At 57.6% G+C, this 16,056-nt stretch carries 14 protein-coding genes and 1 riboswitch; of the genes, 7 read left to right on the top strand and 7 right to left on the bottom strand.

What is annotated here, in order from left to right:
- The first annotated feature begins 46 nt into the window (after positions 1-46).
- From tolC to Electrica_RS03135, 3 genes are all read left to right on the top strand, one after another.
- Positions 47-1,519, top strand: coding sequence for an outer membrane channel protein TolC (gene tolC, locus Electrica_RS03145; protein ID WP_141963400.1), 1,473 nt, complete (start codon positions 47-49; stop codon positions 1,517-1,519).
- A 171-nt stretch (positions 1,520-1,690) separates the two neighbouring features.
- Positions 1,691-2,359, top strand: coding sequence for a DUF1190 family protein (locus tag Electrica_RS03140; protein ID WP_100683511.1), 669 nt, complete (start codon positions 1,691-1,693; stop codon positions 2,357-2,359).
- A 5-nt stretch (positions 2,360-2,364) separates the two neighbouring features.
- A complete protein-coding gene (locus tag Electrica_RS03135; RefSeq protein ID WP_100683512.1) occupies positions 2,365-3,525 on the top strand; it encodes a glutathionylspermidine synthase family protein in 1,161 nt (386 codons plus the stop codon).
- 47 nt (positions 3,526-3,572) lie between these two features.
- On the opposite strand, the gene ygiD is transcribed toward Electrica_RS03135, so the two are convergent.
- On the bottom strand, positions 3,573-4,364 hold the full coding sequence (gene ygiD / locus Electrica_RS03130) for a 4,5-DOPA-extradiol-dioxygenase (protein ID WP_141963398.1): 792 nt from the start codon (positions 4,362-4,364) through the stop codon (positions 3,573-3,575).
- A 194-nt stretch (positions 4,365-4,558) separates the two neighbouring features.
- Here ygiD and zupT point away from each other — a divergent pair, with 194 nt between their 5' ends.
- Positions 4,559-5,329: a zinc transporter ZupT gene (gene zupT, locus Electrica_RS03125; RefSeq protein WP_141963396.1), complete on the top strand. Its 771-nt coding sequence runs from the start codon at positions 4,559-4,561 to the stop codon at positions 5,327-5,329.
- A gap of 58 nt (positions 5,330-5,387) precedes the next feature.
- Here zupT and ribB read toward each other — a convergent pair whose 3' ends face one another.
- Positions 5,388-6,041, bottom strand: coding sequence for a 3,4-dihydroxy-2-butanone-4-phosphate synthase (gene ribB, locus Electrica_RS03120; protein WP_100683515.1), 654 nt, complete (start codon positions 6,039-6,041; stop codon positions 5,388-5,390).
- A gap of 105 nt (positions 6,042-6,146) precedes the next feature.
- Positions 6,147-6,298: riboswitch (FMN riboswitch) on the bottom strand.
- 120 nt (positions 6,299-6,418) lie between these two features.
- Here ribB and ubiK point away from each other — a divergent pair.
- Complete coding sequence (gene ubiK, locus Electrica_RS03115) at positions 6,419-6,688, top strand: ubiquinone biosynthesis accessory factor UbiK (protein ID WP_100683516.1); 270 nt, start codon at positions 6,419-6,421, stop codon at positions 6,686-6,688.
- Positions 6,689-6,718: 30 nt separating this feature from the next.
- Here the strand turns inward: ubiK and glgS are convergent, their stop codons facing one another.
- From glgS to Electrica_RS03095, 4 genes are all read right to left on the bottom strand, one after another.
- Positions 6,719-6,928 (bottom strand): cell surface composition regulator GlgS, encoded by a 210-nt coding sequence (glgS, locus tag Electrica_RS03110; protein WP_141963394.1) that lies wholly within the window; start codon positions 6,926-6,928, stop codon positions 6,719-6,721.
- Positions 6,929-7,189: 261 nt separating this feature from the next.
- Positions 7,190-8,623 carry a bifunctional D-glycero-beta-D-manno-heptose-7-phosphate kinase/D-glycero-beta-D-manno-heptose 1-phosphate adenylyltransferase HldE gene (hldE, locus tag Electrica_RS03105; RefSeq protein ID WP_141963392.1) on the bottom strand — a complete coding sequence of 478 codons (1,434 nt, stop codon included), beginning with the start codon at positions 8,621-8,623 and terminating at the stop codon, positions 7,190-7,192.
- Between the two features lie 58 nt (positions 8,624-8,681).
- Entirely contained in the window at positions 8,682-11,519 is a 2,838-nt protein-coding gene (gene glnE, locus Electrica_RS03100) for a bifunctional [glutamate--ammonia ligase]-adenylyl-L-tyrosine phosphorylase/[glutamate--ammonia-ligase] adenylyltransferase (RefSeq protein ID WP_165785355.1), read from the bottom strand.
- Between the two features lie 21 nt (positions 11,520-11,540).
- Positions 11,541-12,839, bottom strand: a complete 1,299-nt coding sequence (locus Electrica_RS03095) for a CYTH domain-containing protein (protein WP_141963389.1) — start codon at positions 12,837-12,839, stop codon at positions 11,541-11,543.
- A 214-nt stretch (positions 12,840-13,053) separates the two neighbouring features.
- Between Electrica_RS03095 and Electrica_RS03090 the strand changes: the two genes are divergently transcribed.
- Both Electrica_RS03090 and Electrica_RS03085 read left to right on the top strand, forming a co-directional pair.
- Positions 13,054-13,674, top strand: a complete 621-nt coding sequence (locus tag Electrica_RS03090; RefSeq protein WP_100683521.1) for a TIGR04211 family SH3 domain-containing protein — start codon at positions 13,054-13,056, stop codon at positions 13,672-13,674.
- Between the two features lie 61 nt (positions 13,675-13,735).
- Positions 13,736-14,977, top strand: a complete 1,242-nt coding sequence (locus Electrica_RS03085; RefSeq protein ID WP_141963387.1) for a multifunctional CCA addition/repair protein — start codon at positions 13,736-13,738, stop codon at positions 14,975-14,977.
- A gap of 27 nt (positions 14,978-15,004) precedes the next feature.
- Here the strand turns inward: Electrica_RS03085 and bacA are convergent, their stop codons facing one another.
- The gene (bacA, locus tag Electrica_RS03080) at positions 15,005-15,826 is read right to left on the bottom strand and encodes an undecaprenyl-diphosphate phosphatase (protein ID WP_131048525.1); all 822 of its coding nucleotides are present in this window, start codon (positions 15,824-15,826) and stop codon (positions 15,005-15,007) included.
- Positions 15,827-16,056 lie beyond the last annotated feature (230 nt).

The raw sequence follows: 16,056 nt of genomic DNA, 5'->3' as shown, positions 1-16,056 counted from the left end.
TTTTAGAATTTGGGCAGCGCTTTATGCTTCACAACAAGGAATGCAAATGAAGAAACTTTTCCCCATCCTCATCGGTCTGGGCCTGACTGGCTTCAGCGCCATGAGCCAGGCAGAAAACCTGATGCAGGTTTATCAGCAGGCGCGCGTCAGCAACCCTGACCTGCGTAAATCAGCAGCCGATCGTGATGCTGCATTCGAGAAGATCAACGAAGCACGTAGCCCGTTACTGCCTCAGCTTGGCCTGGGCGCGGATTATACTTACACCAATGGTTATCGCGACAGCAACGGCGTGAACTCGAACGTCACCAGCGGCTCGCTGCAGTTAACGCAGGTTCTTTTCGATATGTCGAAATGGCGCTCGCTGACGCTACAGGAAAAACAAGCTGGCATTCAGGACGTCACCTATCAGACCAACCAGCAAACGCTGATTCTGAACACCGCGACGGCTTACTTTAACGTCCTGAACGCCATTGATACGCTTTCCTATACCGAAGCACAGAAACAGGCCATCTACCGCCAGTTGGATCAGACCACCCAGCGCTTTAACGTTGGTCTTGTGGCGATCACCGATGTGCAGAACGCCCGTTCGCAATACGACTCCGTACTGGCAAACGAAGTGACCGCGCGCAACAACCTCGACAACGCGGTAGAAGCGCTGCGCCAGGTAACCGGCAACTACTATCCACAGCTGTCATCGCTGAACATTGGCGGTTTTAAAACCAACAAACCGCAGACGGTGAACGCGCTGCTGAAAGAAGCGGAAAACCGCAATCTGTCGCTGCTGCAGGCGCGTCTGAGCCAGGATCTGGCCCGCGAACAGATTCGCCAGGCGCAGGACGGCCATCTGCCGACCCTGAATTTAACCGCCTCGACCGGGATCTCGAACACCACCTACAACGGTTCAAAAACCAACGATCCAACGCGCTATGGCGACACTGATGCCGGGCAGAACAAAATCGGCCTGAATTTCTCGCTGCCGCTGTACCAGGGCGGGATGGTTAACTCGCAGGTGAAACAGGCGCAGTACAACTTCGTCGGCGCCAGCGAACTGCTGGAAAGCGCGCATCGCAGCGTGGTTCAGACCGTGCGTTCTTCCTTTAATAACATCAATGCCTCTATCAGCAGCATCAACGCCTACAAACAGGCGGTGGTTTCTGCGCAAAGCTCCCTTGATGCCATGGAAGCAGGCTATTCCGTGGGGACGCGTACCATCGTCGACGTCCTGAATGCCACAACGGCCCTGTACAGCGCCAAACAGCAGCTCTCCAGCGCACGTTATAGCTACCTGATTAATCAGCTGAATGTCAAATCTGCTCTCGGGACACTGAATGAGCAGGATCTGGTTGCGCTGAACAACACGTTGGGCAAACCTGTGTCGACCTCGCCAGATAGCGTCGCGCCGGAAACCCCGCAGCAGGATGCTAACGCTGATGGCTACAGCAGCAATGCAGCCCCGGCGGCGACATCGGCGTCAACCCGCGCCACGAAAACCAGCGGCACCAATCCTTTCCGCCAGTAATCGTCATTACGTCATGGCGCTTCGCTTAACGAATTCCGCTAAGCGAAGCGCTAAACGTAAGGCAACGTAAAGATCCCCTCCTTTCCGCCCCTCTTCGCTTCATTTTCCACCACTCATCCTCTATCCTGAGCGTTAACAATTTGCAATACCACTGGGTCCTGGAAGACAAATATGAAACGGACAAAAAATATTAATCATGCCTCGTTCCGTAAAAGCTGGAGCGCTCGCCATCTGACACCGGTCGCCCTTGCCGTTACGGCCGTATTTATGCTTGCCGGTTGTGAAAAAACCGACGAGACGGTTTCTTTGTACCAAAACGCCGATGACTGCTCTGCCGCCAATCCGGGAAAAAGCGCAGAATGTACCACCGCTTTCAACAATGCTCAGAAAGAAGCGGTACGTACCGCGCCGAAATACGCCACGCGTGAAGATTGCGTCGCTGAATTCGGCGAAGGCCAGTGCCAGCAAACGCCGGCTCAGGCGGGCGTAGCGCCGGAAAACCAGGCGCAGGCGCAAAGCAGCGGCAGCTTCTGGATGCCGCTGATGGCAGGCTACATGATGGGCCGTCTGATGGGCGGAGGCATGGGTGCACAGCAGCCGCTGTTCAGCTCGAAAAACCCGGCCAGCCCAGCCTATGGTCAGTACACCGATGCCGGTGGTAAGAGCTACGGCGCGGCGCAACCGGGTCGGACGATGAACGTACCGAAGACGGCGATGGCGCCAAAACCGGCCACCACCAGCACCGTCACCCGCGGTGGGTTTGGTGAATCGGTCGCGAAGCAATCCGCCATGCAGCGCAGCGCTGCGGGTACCTCTTCTTCCCGCTCAATGGGCGGATAAATCACATGGAAAGAATCAGCATCACGGAGCGCCCGGACTGGCGTGAAAAGGCGACCGAATACGGCTTCAACTTTCATACGATGTATGGCGAGCCGTACTGGAGCGAAGAGGCCTATTACAAACTGACGCTGGCGCAGGTTGAGAAGCTCGAAGAGGTCACCGCCGACCTGCACCAAATGTGTCTGCAGGCGGTAGAAAAAGTTATCGCCAGCGATGAGCTGATGGCGAAGTTCCGCATCCCGAAACATACCTGGGGCTTCGTGCGCCAGTCGTGGAAAACCAACCAGCCGTCGCTCTACTCACGCCTCGATTTGGCGTGGGATGGCACAGGCGAGCCGAAGCTGCTGGAGAACAACGCCGACACGCCGACCTCGCTGTATGAAGCCGCCTTCTTCCAGTGGATTTGGCTGGAAGATCAGATCAACGCCGGCCAGCTGCCGGCAGGCAGCGACCAGTTCAACAGCCTGCAGGAAAAGCTGATCGAGCGTTTTGCCGAGCTGCGCGAGCAGTTTGGCTTCCAGCTGCTGCATATGGCTTGCTGTCGCGATACGGAAGAAGATCGCGGTACCGTGCAGTACCTGCAGGACTGTGCCGCAGAAGCGGGTGTGGCCACCGAGTTTCTGTATATCGAAGATATCGGTCTGGGTGAAAAAGGTCAGTTTACCGACCTGCAGGATCAGGTGATTGGCAACCTGTTCAAGCTCTACCCATGGGAGTATATGCTGCGCGAGATGTTCTCCACCAAACTGGAAGACGCGGGCGTACGCTGGCTGGAACCGGCGTGGAAGAGCATCATTTCGAACAAAGCTTTACTTCCGCTGCTGTGGGAGATGTTCCCGAACCACCCTAACCTGCTGGCAGCTTACTTCAGCGAAGATGCGCATCCGGAAATGGAGAAGTACGTCATTAAGCCTATTTTCTCCCGTGAAGGAGCCAACGTGTCGATCGTGGAAAACGGCAAAGTGCTGGAAGCGGTAGAGGGTCCATACGGAGAAGAAGGCACCATCGTGCAGGAGTTCTATCCGCTGCCGAAGTTTGGCGACAGCTACACGCTGATCGGCAGCTGGCTCATCAACGATCGGCCAGCCGGTATCGGCGTACGCGAGGATCGGGCGTTGATAACCCAGGATCTGTCGCGTTTCTACCCGCACATTTTCGTCGAATAAGATATCCCCGGCGGCGCTGACGCCTGCCGGGGTTATTACACTCTCTTCTACGCCCCAATCAGCACCGACAGCATGCTCAGCGATCCCATCTCCATCCCTTCCACCGGAATAGATATCGGTTCTTCGCCGTCCCAGGTGCCCAAAGCGTAGAGCAGCGGCAGGAAGTGATCCGCGGTCGGGTTAGAAAGCGAGCCTCCCTCATGCGCCAGATAGTTCACCAGCGGATGCTCTGCAACCGGTCCCTTCCAGCTCAGGTTGCTTTTCACGTAGTCATTAAATGATTCTGCCCACGGGTAAGGCGTACTCTCGCCATGCCAGCGTGCCGTTCTCAGGTTATGCACCACGTTACCGCTCGCCACCAGCATGATGCCTTCATCTCGCAGCACCGCCAGCTTACGCCCCATTTCCATATGCCAGGCTGCCGGTTTGGTGCTGTCGATGCTCAACTGCACCATCGGGATGTCCGCATCGGGGTACATTTTTATCAGCACGCCCCATGAGCCATGATCGAAACCCCAGGCTTCTTTATCCAGGGTCACAGGGACCGGCGCCAGCAACTCAACCAGACGCTGCGCCAGTTCCGGAGAACCGGGAGCCGGATAATGCGTATCGTACAGCGCCTGCGGGAAGCCGCCAAAATCGTGGATCGTCTTCGGCGTTTCCATAGCCGTGACCCCGGTACCGCGAGTAAACCAGTGCGCAGAAACCACAACAATGGCTTTTGGCCGCGGCAATGTTTCGCCCAGCTGCCGCCAGGCGCGGGTATAGATGTTATCTTCCAGCACGTTCATCGGGCTGCCGTGGCCTAAAAACAACGCTGGCATTCGGGTACGGGACATGGTGATATCCTTAAACAGAGGAATGGTGATGTCTTTACATTACGCGTTTTTGCGTCAGGATAAACTCAGATAAGCATGATGATGATCGTCAGAAAATTTGAATGTAATTCGCTGTAAAGGGCTGCCTCCCCCTCTCGCCGTTAGCAGGGAATCTCGATATCATTAATGATAATCATTATCAAAGGAAATGAATAATGTCGTCACCTTTAATATTGACGCTGCTGGCGGGTAGCGCCACATTTATCGGCGCTATTTTCGGCGTCCTCGGTCAGAAGCCATCCAACCGGCTGCTGGGATTTTCCCTCGGCTTTGCCGCGGGCATCATGCTGCTTATCTCACTGATGGAGATGCTTCCCGCCGCGCTGAACGCGCAAGGCATGTCGCCGCTGCTCGGTTACGGCATGTTTGTCATCGGCCTGCTGGGCTATTTTGCGCTCGACCGTATGCTGCCCCACGCGCATCCGCAGGATCTGCTGCCACCGGGTATGCCGCGCCCACGTAATCTTCGCCGAACCGCAATGTTATTGACTCTGGGCATCAGCCTGCACAACTTCCCGGAAGGGATCGCCACCTTTGTGACGGCCAGTAATAACCTCGAGCTGGGGATGGGCGTCGCACTGGCGGTCGCTTTACACAATATTCCCGAGGGGCTGGCGGTGGCTGGCCCGGTTTATGCCGCCACCGGTTCACGGCATAAGGCGGTACTGTGGGCAGGGCTTTCCGGGATGGCGGAAATTCTCGGCGGCCTGCTGGCCTGGCTGATCCTCGGTAGCCTGGTGTCGCCCGTCGTAATGGGCGCCGTTATGGCAGCCGTTGCCGGGATCATGGTGGCGCTGTCGGTTGATGAGCTGATGCCGCTGGCAAAAGAGATCGATCCGCAGAGCAACCCAAGTTATGGCGTGCTGTGTGGGATGTCGGTGATGGGGTTAAGCCTGGTTGTGCTGCAGGCCATGGGCATTGGCTGAAGCTAAAAAACAACAAAGCCCACGCTGAGGTGGGCTTTGCCATGATGCGGGGCCACAATCAGCTGGCTTTGCGCTCATGTTCGCGACGATAGGCCACCAGATCTTCAATGGTGACGACAGCCATATCATGCTTCTGCGCGAACGCAATGCACTCCGGCGCGCGCGCCATAGAGCCATCGTCATTCGTCAGTTCACACAGCACGCCAGCCGGTTTAAAGCCCGCCAGCGTTACCAGGTCAATGGTCGCTTCCGTGTGACCGCCGCGGGTCAACACGCCGCCCGGCTGCGCGCGCAGCGGGAAGACATGGCCGGGACGGTTGAGGTCAGAAGGTTTAGCACCGTCGGCAATAGCCGCGCGCACGGTGGTCACGCGGTCAGCGGCGGAAACGCCGGTGGTGACGCCTTCCGCAGCTTCGATGGTCACGGTAAAGCCGGTGCCGTATGCGCTGGTGTTGTTTTCCACCATCATCGGCAGATCAAGCTGCTTACGACGTTCATCGGTCAGGCACAGGCAGACAATGCCGCTGCCGTGGCGGATGGTCAGCGCCATCTGCTCGACGGTCATGGTTTCGGCGGCGAAAATCATGTCGCCTTCGTTTTCACGGTCTTCATCATCAAGCACCATCACCCCGCGGCCTTCGCGCAGTGCATTTAAAGCGTGTTCCACACGTTCAAAAGCGGTACCAAAAGAGGAAAGGAGCGTCTGATTCATGGTAAATAAACCTCATTAAAATTATGGTTACCAGAATCAGGGCAGTCTTAGGAGCGCCGGTTTAGCGGCAAAAGTCAACGCAAGCGGATCGAGACCCGACTGAGCCGTTACTCTCTCCCATCCGGACTTTAACCGTCGGCCCCGGAATTACACCGGATCTGCTGACCTTTCTGCTGGTGCAGAAAGCGCTCGCGGGCTTTCAACGCGATGGTTGATTTACCGCCGGTGGGGAATTTCGCCCCGCCCTGAGAATAAGCAAGGTAACTATAACGCTATTGATTATCCTCGGCAATGCATAAGCTTCAAACATTTCTGGTTTATAGGCAGCGTCGATCGCACTACAATGAACGACAAACCGACCAGAGCAGGAAACCACCATGATTGACCCGAAAAAAATTGAACAAATCGCCCGCCAGGTCCATGAATCGATGCCGAAAGGCCTTCGCGATCTTGGGGAAGATGTCGAGAAAAAGATCCGTCAGGTACTCCAGTCTCAGCTGACCCGCCTGGATTTGGTCAGTCGCGAAGAGTTTGATGTGCAGACGCAGGTGCTGCTGCGCACTCGCGAAAAACTGGCGCTGCTGGAGCAGCGTATCAGCGATCTGGAAAGCCGCGCGGCGGCCCCGAGCGTCGATGAGAAGCAGTAAAAACAACGGGCCCTCAGGCCCGTTGTTGTTTCAGTGTTCTAGCTCTGGCCGCGACTCAGCCTCTGCACTGACCTGACGGCAGTAGAGTTCATACCGTTGGCAAAACCACTCACGATGATCTTCATCCATATTGCCAATAATAGCCTGGAGATCAACGGTGTGTCCCTGTGCATGCATTCTGGCGAAACTCAGGGCCAGAAAATCAAAGTTCTTCATTGAATACAGTTCGTGATGATTCATCCGCATACTCCTTCAGCCGTGTGTGTTCTGATTGGTCATATGCTTTCTACAAACTTCAGTATTTATACTTACGCTAACGCTTTTTGGACGAAAAATGCGCTCAAATCGCCTGTTTATTGCGCTGAATCATTTCTGCCATCATTAAATAAAAAAAACCGGCGATCTGACGATCGTCGGCTTTTCGAGTCGGGCATTATCCGGAGTTCTTCGGCCTCGCGATGCGCAACCCCACACCCGAGAACGCCCGACCGGCGTCACAAATTACTTACTGCTGTCTTTCTGGATCTTCTTAATAATGTTGGTGGTCGAGCAACCATCTTCAAAGTTCAGCACCAGCACGTCGCCGCCGTTCGCCCAGACTTCCTCACTACCCGCGATATCTTCCGGCTTATAGTCGCCGCCTTTGACCAGCAGGTCCGGCAGAATGCCGGCGATCAGGCGCTGCGGCGTATCCTCTTCAAATGAGACGACCCAGTCGACGGCTTCCAGCGCGCCGAGCACGATCATCCGCTGCTCCAGCGGGTTGACCGGACGAGACTCGCCTTTCAGACGTTTGGTCGACGCATCGCTGTTGACCGCAACGATCAGGCGATCGCCCAGTTTGCGCGCATTGGCCAGATAAGAAACGTGGCCCGCATGCAGAATGTCAAACACGCCGTTGGTCATCACCACTTTCTCGCCGCGCTTACGTGCCGCCGCAACGGCCTGTTTCAGCTCGTCTTCGTTCATCACGCCGAACCCGGTCTCCGCGCGCCCGCGCACGGCGTTTTCCAGCTCGATCGGTGAAACGGTGGATGTCCCCAGCTTGCCGACCACGACACCGGCCGCCGCGTTGGCGAAGTAGCACGCCTCTTCCAGCGTGTTGCCGGAGGCCAGCGTCGCCGCCAGCACGCCAATCACCGTATCGCCGGCGCCGGTGACGTCATACACTTCTTGCGCCTGAGTTGGCATATGCAGCGGCGGACGGCCCGGCTGCAGCAGCGTCATCCCCTGCTCGGAGCGGGTTACCAGCAGGGCGGAGAGTTCGAACTCAGCAATAATTTTCAGGCCGCGTTCGACAATGTCCGCTTCATCCTTGCACTTGCCCGCGACGGCTTCGAATTCGGAGAGGTTCGGCGTCAGCAGCGTGGCGCCGCGATAGCGTTCAAAATCGGTGCCTTTCGGGTCGATCAGCACCGGTACGCCCGCATCGCGCGCCAGCTTAATCATGGTCTGCACGCTGGCCAGCGCACCTTTGGCATAATCGGACAGCACCAGCGCCCCGATGGTACCCAACGCCTGCTGAATGCGGTCGTGCATCGGCTGCGGATCGACGCCGGAGAATCCCTCTTCGAAATCCAGGCGGATCAGCTGCTGGTTGCGCGACAGCACGCGCAGCTTGGTGATGGTCGGGTGAGTCGGTACGGAGACGAAATCGCACTTCACGTTGACATCCGCCAGCGCTTTACTAAGCGCACGCGCGGCGTCATCAATCCCGGTCAGGCCAACCAGGCGGGAAGTCGCGCCGAGAGAGGCGATGTTCATCGCCACGTTTGCCGCACCGCCGGGACGCTCTTCGATATTTTCCACCTTGACCACCGGTACCGGGGCTTCGGGGGAAATACGGCTGGTGGGACCATACCAGTAGCGGTCCAGCATGACATCGCCCACCACCAACACTCCTGCACGTTCAAACTCCGGCAGCGTTACTTTCATGACTCTCTCCTGCGAGATACAAACTTTGCGCGCGATAATAGCACACCCGGTTTTTTAGTTAAGCCATCAACCACTTCTGCCAGCTGGCGCTCACCTGCTGACGTTCATGGGTAAAGGCGTCCGGAGCGACGTTCCCCGGCTGTTCCTGCAAGGCCAGACGATGCAGCGCATCGCGCAGCGTGGTGTAGGCATGGGTCAGCGCCCGCGCTTCTTCATCATCCATAATGTCGTTTTGCGCCAGCAGTTCCAGAATGCGCACGTTATCAGACCAGCGCGTCAGCTTCGGCTTCTCGTGCGCATAGCGTAGGACCAGATACTGGGTAATAAATTCAATGTCGGTAATGCCCCCGGCATCGGCTTTAATATCAAAGCGATCCCGCTGCTTATTGCCGAGATGGGCGCGCATTTTCTCGCGCATTTCCCGCACCTCGGTCTGCAGCGTCGCCCCTTCACGCGGCGCGCTGAGAATATCGCGACGGATAGTATCAAAACGCACCTGCAGTTCGGGATCGCCATAGACCACGCGGGCGCGCACCAGCGCCTGATGTTCCCAGGTCCAGGCTTCATTCTTCTGGTAATCGGCAAACGAATCGGCCGTGGTGACCAGCATGCCCGCGGCGCCAGACGGACGTAAGCGAGCATCCACTTCGTAGAGAATCCCTGAAGAGGTGCGGGTGCTGAAAAGGTGCATAATACGTTGGGCGAGGCGCAGATAGAACTGGCGACCGTCGATTTCGCGCTCCCCGTCGGTCATCACCTCCATCGGACAGTCATGCAGGAACACCAGGTCAAGGTCCGAACTGTAGCCCAGCTCCCAGCCCCCCAGTTTTCCGTAGCCGACAACCGCAAAACCACGCCCCTGACGATCATGCAGGTGCGTCGGCTGGCCATAACGCGCCACCATCTGCATCCACGCCTGCTGCACCACCGCATCAATCATCGCTTCGGCCAGCCAGGTTAAGTGATCGCTCACTTTCATCACCGGCAACGTCCCGGCAATATCGGCGGCGGCAATATGCAGCAGCTGCGCCTGCTTAAACTGGCGCAGCGCCTCCAGTTGCTGCTCTTCGTCCTCTTCCGGCACACGCAGCAGATATTGCCGCAGCTCATCGCGATAGGCATCGGTCGCCGTCGGCTGATACAGCGTATTGGGATCCAGCAGTTCATCCAGCAGCAGCGGATGGCGCGCCAGCTGGCTGGCAACCATTGGCGAGGCGGCGCAAAGGCTAATCAGATGTTTCAACGCGCCGGGATATTCGCTGAGCAATTCGAGGTAGGTGGTTCGGGTGACGATACCGGTCAGAAGCGGCGTAATGCGCGCCAGCGGCACCGGCGCATCGGCCCGCGAACACACTTCGCTGAGCAGATGCGGCATCAGTTGATCCAGCACCTGGCGCCCACGCGGGCCGATGGTGCGTTTATCCAGCTCTTTACGGAAATCGGCAATCAGCGCCAGCACGCTGCGACGGTCGTCATCCGCAAGGTGGACCAGCGCCGGGCTGGCGTCATCCTCTTCCAGCGCATCCTGCCACAGCTCGCGCCAGTACTCCTCCAGCAGCTCATCCGGTGATTGCGCTTCATCATCGCCAATCAGCTCGTTGAACACCCGCCGTACGCTGGCCATTTTCTCTTCCAGCTGCGCGCTCAGCGCTTCCCAGTCATCAACATGCATCCCCCACGCCAGGCGGGCGCGGTTAAGCGCATCCTGCGGCAGAGTTTGCGTCTGCTCGTCGTTGATGCTTTGCAGCAGGTTTTCCAGGCGGCGTAAGAACAGGTAGGCGTCACGCAACCGGGCAGCATCGCCTTCCGGCAGCAGGTGTAGCTCATCGATCGCTGCCAGCGTCGGAAGCAGCGCCCGCTGCTGCAGCGCCGGTTCACGCCCGCCGCGGATCAGCTGGAAGACCTGCACGATAAATTCGATTTCGCGGATACCGCCCGCGCCGAGCTTGATATTGTCCTTCAACCCGCGACGGCGGACTTCACGGGCAATCATCCCCTTCATATTACGCAGCGACTGGATCACGCTGAAGTCGATGTAGCGGCGGAAGACGAACGGCCGCAGCATGGCGCGCAGTTCGTTGGCGTAGGTGCCGTCATTATCGCCCATGATCCGCGCTTTGACCATCGCATAGCGCTCCCAGTCGCGCCCTTGTTCCTGATAGTAATCTTCCAGCGCGGCAAAGCTCAGCACCAGCGGCCCGCTGTCGCCGAAGGGGCGCAGGCGCATATCAACGCGATACACAAAGCCATCCTGAGTTGGCTGATCGAGGACTTTTATCAGCCGCTGGCCGAGGCGGGTAAAAAACTGCCCGTTATCCAGCTCGCGGCGCCCGCCGCGGGTTGCGCCATGTTCCGGCCAGGCAAAAATCAGATCGATGTCCGACGAGAAATTGAGTTCGCCTCCGCCCAGCTTCCCCATTCCGAGGATCAGCAGCGGCTGCGCTTTTCCTTCGGCGCTGGAAGGGGTCCCCCATTCGTGACAGCAGGCGGTGTAAAGCCAGTCGCGGGCGGCGACAATCAGCGTCTCCGCCAGCGTGCTTAACTGCTGCAAACTGCTCTCTTCACTGACCAGCGACAGCGCCTGTGCCCAGGCGATGCGCACCATGATCCGGCGGCGAAACAGGCGCAGCTCACGCATCAGCGCCGCTTCGTCGTTGACCCCGTCCAGGGCAGCCTGTAGCCAGTCGGCATAGTGACGCCACTCTTGCGCCTCAGGGGGCGAGTTTTCAAGTTCGCTCAGCCACTGCGGCTGCGCCACCAGACTCTGCTGGACGAAATCGCTGAACGCCATCACCGACTGCGCCTGCGGACTTAACGTGGGTAATGGAAAATCCGCCGGCAGTCGGTCTACAACCGTCTGCCAGTGCTGCTGTAACTGTGAAGAAAGCGGCATGATAGGGGTCTCCCTGGCCTGAAATTATCGTTTTCCACTGTGCAGCCAGAATGGCTCCGCGGCCAGCGCCTGGCGGCGGAAATATTCAATGACGCTGCGATCTTTGTGCTCAATAGCGCGACGGACTTCCAGCCAGTTCTCCAGCCAGGGGGCCGCCGCAGCGGCATAGGCGCCGGCAAGCAGCTGAATGCAGTCGATGTCGCGGGACAGACGCGGCAGCTGGCCGTCGTAATCGTCCCCCGGTATCTGCTGGAACGCATTTTTTAACTCCGCCGCCGCCCGCGACAGCTGGATATCGGCGAAACGTTTAAAAGAGCCGGCGATCTTCTTCTGCGCATTCTCATTTAAAAAGACGCGCCAGCTGCGGTTCACCAGCCATTCGGTCAATGCGAGCTTCGCGCTGACTGCGGCAAGGCTGAACAGCGCGGAAGGCTCCTTACCGGCCTGCGTCAGAGCAGCTTCCGCTTCAGCGAGCTGTTCACGCAGCGGCGCGGTGGCCTTACGCGGCACGATGCCGCCAAACAGCACCAGCGCATGACGCACCCGGGCGATAGCGCGGAGGATCTCCCCTTTTGCCAACGGATTACCGCGGCTCCAGACCTCGTCATGATACAGCCAGTGCGCCAGCGCGTTTTCCAGCGCGGCCTCCAGCCCCTGCTCTACGCTGGCTTTGGGCGCCACCTGCAGAACGCCGAATGGCTGTACCGGGCGCACGTCGTTCCCCTGAGCAAGATGGTAGCCGCGCGCCGCTTTGCTGAGACTTCCCTGGCGCAACACGCCGGTTTCCAGCAGACGACGGGCGAGAACCAGCACATCTTCCGTCTTGCCAGAGAGCAGCTCCAGCTCCAGCTCGCAAATCGCTTCCTGATGCTCAGGGGTTTTCACCTCTCCGCGATCGAGCGCGATTTCAATCTGGCTCTCCCCTTCGCTGACCACCCATTTTTCACGCGCAAAATCGGTACTGAACAGCGGCTGTACGTTTTGCGCCAGCTCCGCGGGCAGCTCGCCCTGCGGCCAGACCTCGGCAGGAAGGCGCTCCAGCGCCAGTTCCGGGCTTTCCAGCGGAATGTTGAACTCCGGACGCTGATGCAATCCGCCCACCACGCGACCGGCGATTTTCAGGGTCATTTCATAACGGCCGCGATCGCCGCGGATGCGCAGCCCCATATCATGACGACGCAGCCAGTTGTCCGCCGTTTCATAATAAATATTGAGCAATTGACCCGCGGGCGTGTGCTGGGCGTTAAGCGCATTAAGGTGCTGGCGCAATGTTTCCACGCCGCTGTCGGAGACGATAAATTTTAATTCGATTTCTTGAGCCATGACTGAATTCTTCCGCTTCTTTGCGCTGCCGGGAAAATACGGCGAACTATCGCCGATATTTTTTGTCAGTAGATAGTATTTTGCGACGATTCTCCATGCAATGCGCATTTTGCCGGGCCACCTCCCGGATGTTTCCGATTGTGGCAGAAAACTTTGCGTCGCTATGGCGATGCCACTACTATCGTTCAACTTTTTACGATCAAACGATGACCTGATGCCAAAATTACGCCTTATCACTTTTACTTTACTGGCGCTCAGCGCCGCCACGGCGGTTCATGCAGAAGAAAAACGTTATGTTTCTGATGAACTGAACACCTGGGTTCGCACGGGGCCGGGCGATAATTATCGTCTTCAGGGCACCATTAACGCCGGGGAAGAAGTTTCTCTGCTGCAGACCAATGACAGCACCGGCTATGCCCAAATCCGCGACGGCAACGGCCGTACCGCCTGGATTCCGCTGAAAGAGCTGAGCAACGAGCCCAGCCTGCGCACCCGCGTGCCGGATCTGCAAAATCAGGTGAAAACCCTGACCGACAAACTGAATAACATCGACACCACCTGGAATCAGCGCACCGCCGACATGCAGAAAAAGGTCGCCGGCAGCGATACCGTGATCAACGCGCTGAAAGACGAAAACCAAAAGCTGAAAAATGAGCTGGTTGTCGCCCAGAAGAAGGTGAATGCCGCGAATCTGCAGCTGGATGATAAGCAGCGCACCATTATCATGCAGTGGTTTATGTACGGCGGCGGCGTGCTTGGCGTCGGACTGCTGCTCGGACTGGTGCTGCCGCATCTGGTCCCGAGCCGTAAACGTAAAGACCGGTGGATGAACTAATTCGTCTTCTCTGCCAGACTTACGTATCATCTTGAGCAAAGTAGATACGGGAGAGTCGGGCGTGAAGATTTATCTGGTCGGTGGTGCAGTTCGGGATGCGTTATTAAGACTACCGGTCAAAGACAGAGACTGGGTCGTGGTCGGCGCCACGCCTGAACAGTTGCTTGAAGCGGGCTACCAGCAGGTAGGCCGCGATTTCCCCGTATTTTTGCACCCGAAAAGCCGGGAAGAGTATGCGCTGGCGCGTACCGAGCGTAAATCGGGTTCCGGCTATACCGGTTTCACCTGCTATGCCGCCCCGGACGTCACGCTGGAGCAAGATCTGCTGCGCCGCGATCTGACGGTCAATGCGCTGGCTCAGGATGCCGATGGCCTGATTGTCGATCCCTACGGCGGCCAGGCCGATTTGCGTCTGCGCCTGCTGCGCCACGTCTCACCCGCCTTCAGCGAAGACCCGCTGCGCGTTCTGCGCGTGGCGCGCTTCGCAGCCCGCTATGCCCATCTGGGCTTTCGTATTGCCGACGAAACCATGGCGCTGATGCGCGCCATGGCCGATGCCGGCGAACTGGCGCATCTGACGCCGGAGCGGGTCTGGAAAGAGACGGAAAACGCCCTTGGCACCCGGAATCCCCAGGTCTTTTTCCAGACTTTACGCGACTGCCGCGCGCTCGGCGTACTGTTCCCGGAAATCGACGCGCTGTACGGCGTTCCGGCGCCCGCCAAATGGCATCCTGAAATCGACACCGGCGTGCATACGCTAATGACTCTGACGATGGCGGCGATGCTGTCGCCGGAGATTGACGTGCGCTTTGCAACGCTGTGCCACGACCTCGGCAAAGGGCTGACGCCAAAAGCGCTCTGGCCGCGCCACCACGGCCACGGCCCGGCAGGCGTCAGGCTGGTCGAGCAGCTTTGCGCCCGTCTGCGCGTGCCGAACGATATTCGCGATCTGGCAAAGCTGGTCGCCGAATTTCACGACCTGATTCATACCCTGCCCATACTGCAGCCTAAAACGCTGGTCAAACTGTTTGATAATATCGACGCCTGGCGTAAGCCGCACCGGGTCATGCAAATCGCTTTAACCAGCGAGGCCGATGTGCGCGGACGTACCGGTTTCGAAGCCCGCGACTACCCGCAGGGACGCCTGCTGCTTGAAGCCTGGCACATCGCCCAATCGGTCTCTACGAAAGAGGTGGTTGCTCAGGGCTTTAAAGGGCCGGAGATTCGTGAGGAGCTGACGCGGCGCCGTATTCTGGCGGTCGCGAAATGGAAGGAAGAGCGCTGCCCTCAGTCTGGCGACTGAGGGCCCGGTTTTACCGGCGCGTAAAACTCAGAAGAAGATAACGTAAACCATTGCCGCGACGACAAAACGGTAGATAGCAAACGGGATAAACGAGATACGTTTGATCAGCTGCAGGAAGGTTTTAATCGCGATCAGCGCCACGATGAACGCCATGATAAAGCCGACGGCAAACATCGGAATATCGCTGGCGTTGAGGAAACCGATGCTCTTATACACATCCAGCACGGTCGCCCCCATCATCATTGGTACCGCCAGCAGGAAGGAAAACTCCGACGCTGCATAGCGGCTTACGCCCATCAACATCCCGCCGGAAATGGTCGCACCGGAGCGAGAGAAGCCGGGCCACAGCGCCAGGCACTGGAAGCAGCCGATGATAAATGCCTGGCGATAGGTCATATCATCAATGCCGACAGCACGCGGCTGTTTTGGCTTCAGCACTTCCGCCGCGATCAGCAGAAAGCCCCCCACAATCAGCGCATACATAACGTTGACCGGGTTGAACAGCGATTTGATGGTATCGTGGAACACCAGGCCCAGCACCACTGCCGGCGCCATCCCTAATAAAATATGAATCAGCGATAAACGGCCGCCTCCCTGGCCTTCATGTTCCGGTGGTTTGCCGAAATGAATACCGATCAAACCAAACAGACGACGCCAGAACATCACGACAACAGCAAGAATAGAACCTAACTGAATGACCACCTCAAAAGTATTTGCCGTCTCACCTTCGAAACCCAGAAGATGACCAACAATAATCATATGGCCAGTACTGGAAACAGGTAAAAATTCCGTCAAACCTTCAACCACACCCAATATTGCCGCCACCAGCAGCGAGTGTATATCGCTCATCCAATAAACCCTTTAAAAGTAAAATGAAAAAACCAGATACGCTGAACCATTCCATCAGGTGATATTGATGCGGCCAGTCTGGAGACGGACGGCGCATGAAACCGGAGCGTACACGGAGTACGCGAAAATTTCGAGTGCTGTCCTGACACCAGGTGACAATAAAATATCCCGATAGCCGAATCCTGCGACCGGTATAAACACAAATTGTTTAACGAGTATGACCTGAAAAG

It is taken from the genome of Klebsiella electrica (assembly GCF_006711645.1).
In the GTDB taxonomy this organism is placed as follows: Bacteria; Pseudomonadota; Gammaproteobacteria; order Enterobacterales; family Enterobacteriaceae; genus Klebsiella; species Klebsiella electrica.
Note: the sequence above shows the minus strand (reverse complement) of the source record. Positions and strands in the feature narration are given on the sequence as shown.

Coding starts and splice junctions, on each gene's coding strand:
- tolC (WP_141963400.1), top strand. CDS start 47: ATGAAGAAACTTTTCCCCATCCTCATCGGTCTGGGCCTGACTGGCTTC.
- Electrica_RS03140 (WP_100683511.1), top strand. CDS start 1,691: ATGAAACGGACAAAAAATATTAATCATGCCTCGTTCCGTAAAAGCTGG.
- Electrica_RS03135 (WP_100683512.1), top strand. CDS start 2,365: ATGGAAAGAATCAGCATCACGGAGCGCCCGGACTGGCGTGAAAAGGCG.
- ygiD (WP_141963398.1), bottom strand. CDS start 4,364: ATGTCCCGTACCCGAATGCCAGCGTTGTTTTTAGGCCACGGCAGCCCG.
- zupT (WP_141963396.1), top strand. CDS start 4,559: ATGTCGTCACCTTTAATATTGACGCTGCTGGCGGGTAGCGCCACATTT.
- ribB (WP_100683515.1), bottom strand. CDS start 6,041: ATGAATCAGACGCTCCTTTCCTCTTTTGGTACCGCTTTTGAACGTGTG.
- ubiK (WP_100683516.1), top strand. CDS start 6,419: ATGATTGACCCGAAAAAAATTGAACAAATCGCCCGCCAGGTCCATGAA.
- glgS (WP_141963394.1), bottom strand. CDS start 6,928: ATGAATCATCACGAACTGTATTCAATGAAGAACTTTGATTTTCTGGCC.
- hldE (WP_141963392.1), bottom strand. CDS start 8,623: ATGAAAGTAACGCTGCCGGAGTTTGAACGTGCAGGAGTGTTGGTGGTG.
- Electrica_RS03095 (WP_141963389.1), bottom strand. CDS start 12,839: ATGGCTCAAGAAATCGAATTAAAATTTATCGTCTCCGACAGCGGCGTG.
- Electrica_RS03090 (WP_100683521.1), top strand. CDS start 13,054: ATGCCAAAATTACGCCTTATCACTTTTACTTTACTGGCGCTCAGCGCC.
- bacA (WP_131048525.1), bottom strand. CDS start 15,826: ATGAGCGATATACACTCGCTGCTGGTGGCGGCAATATTGGGTGTGGTT.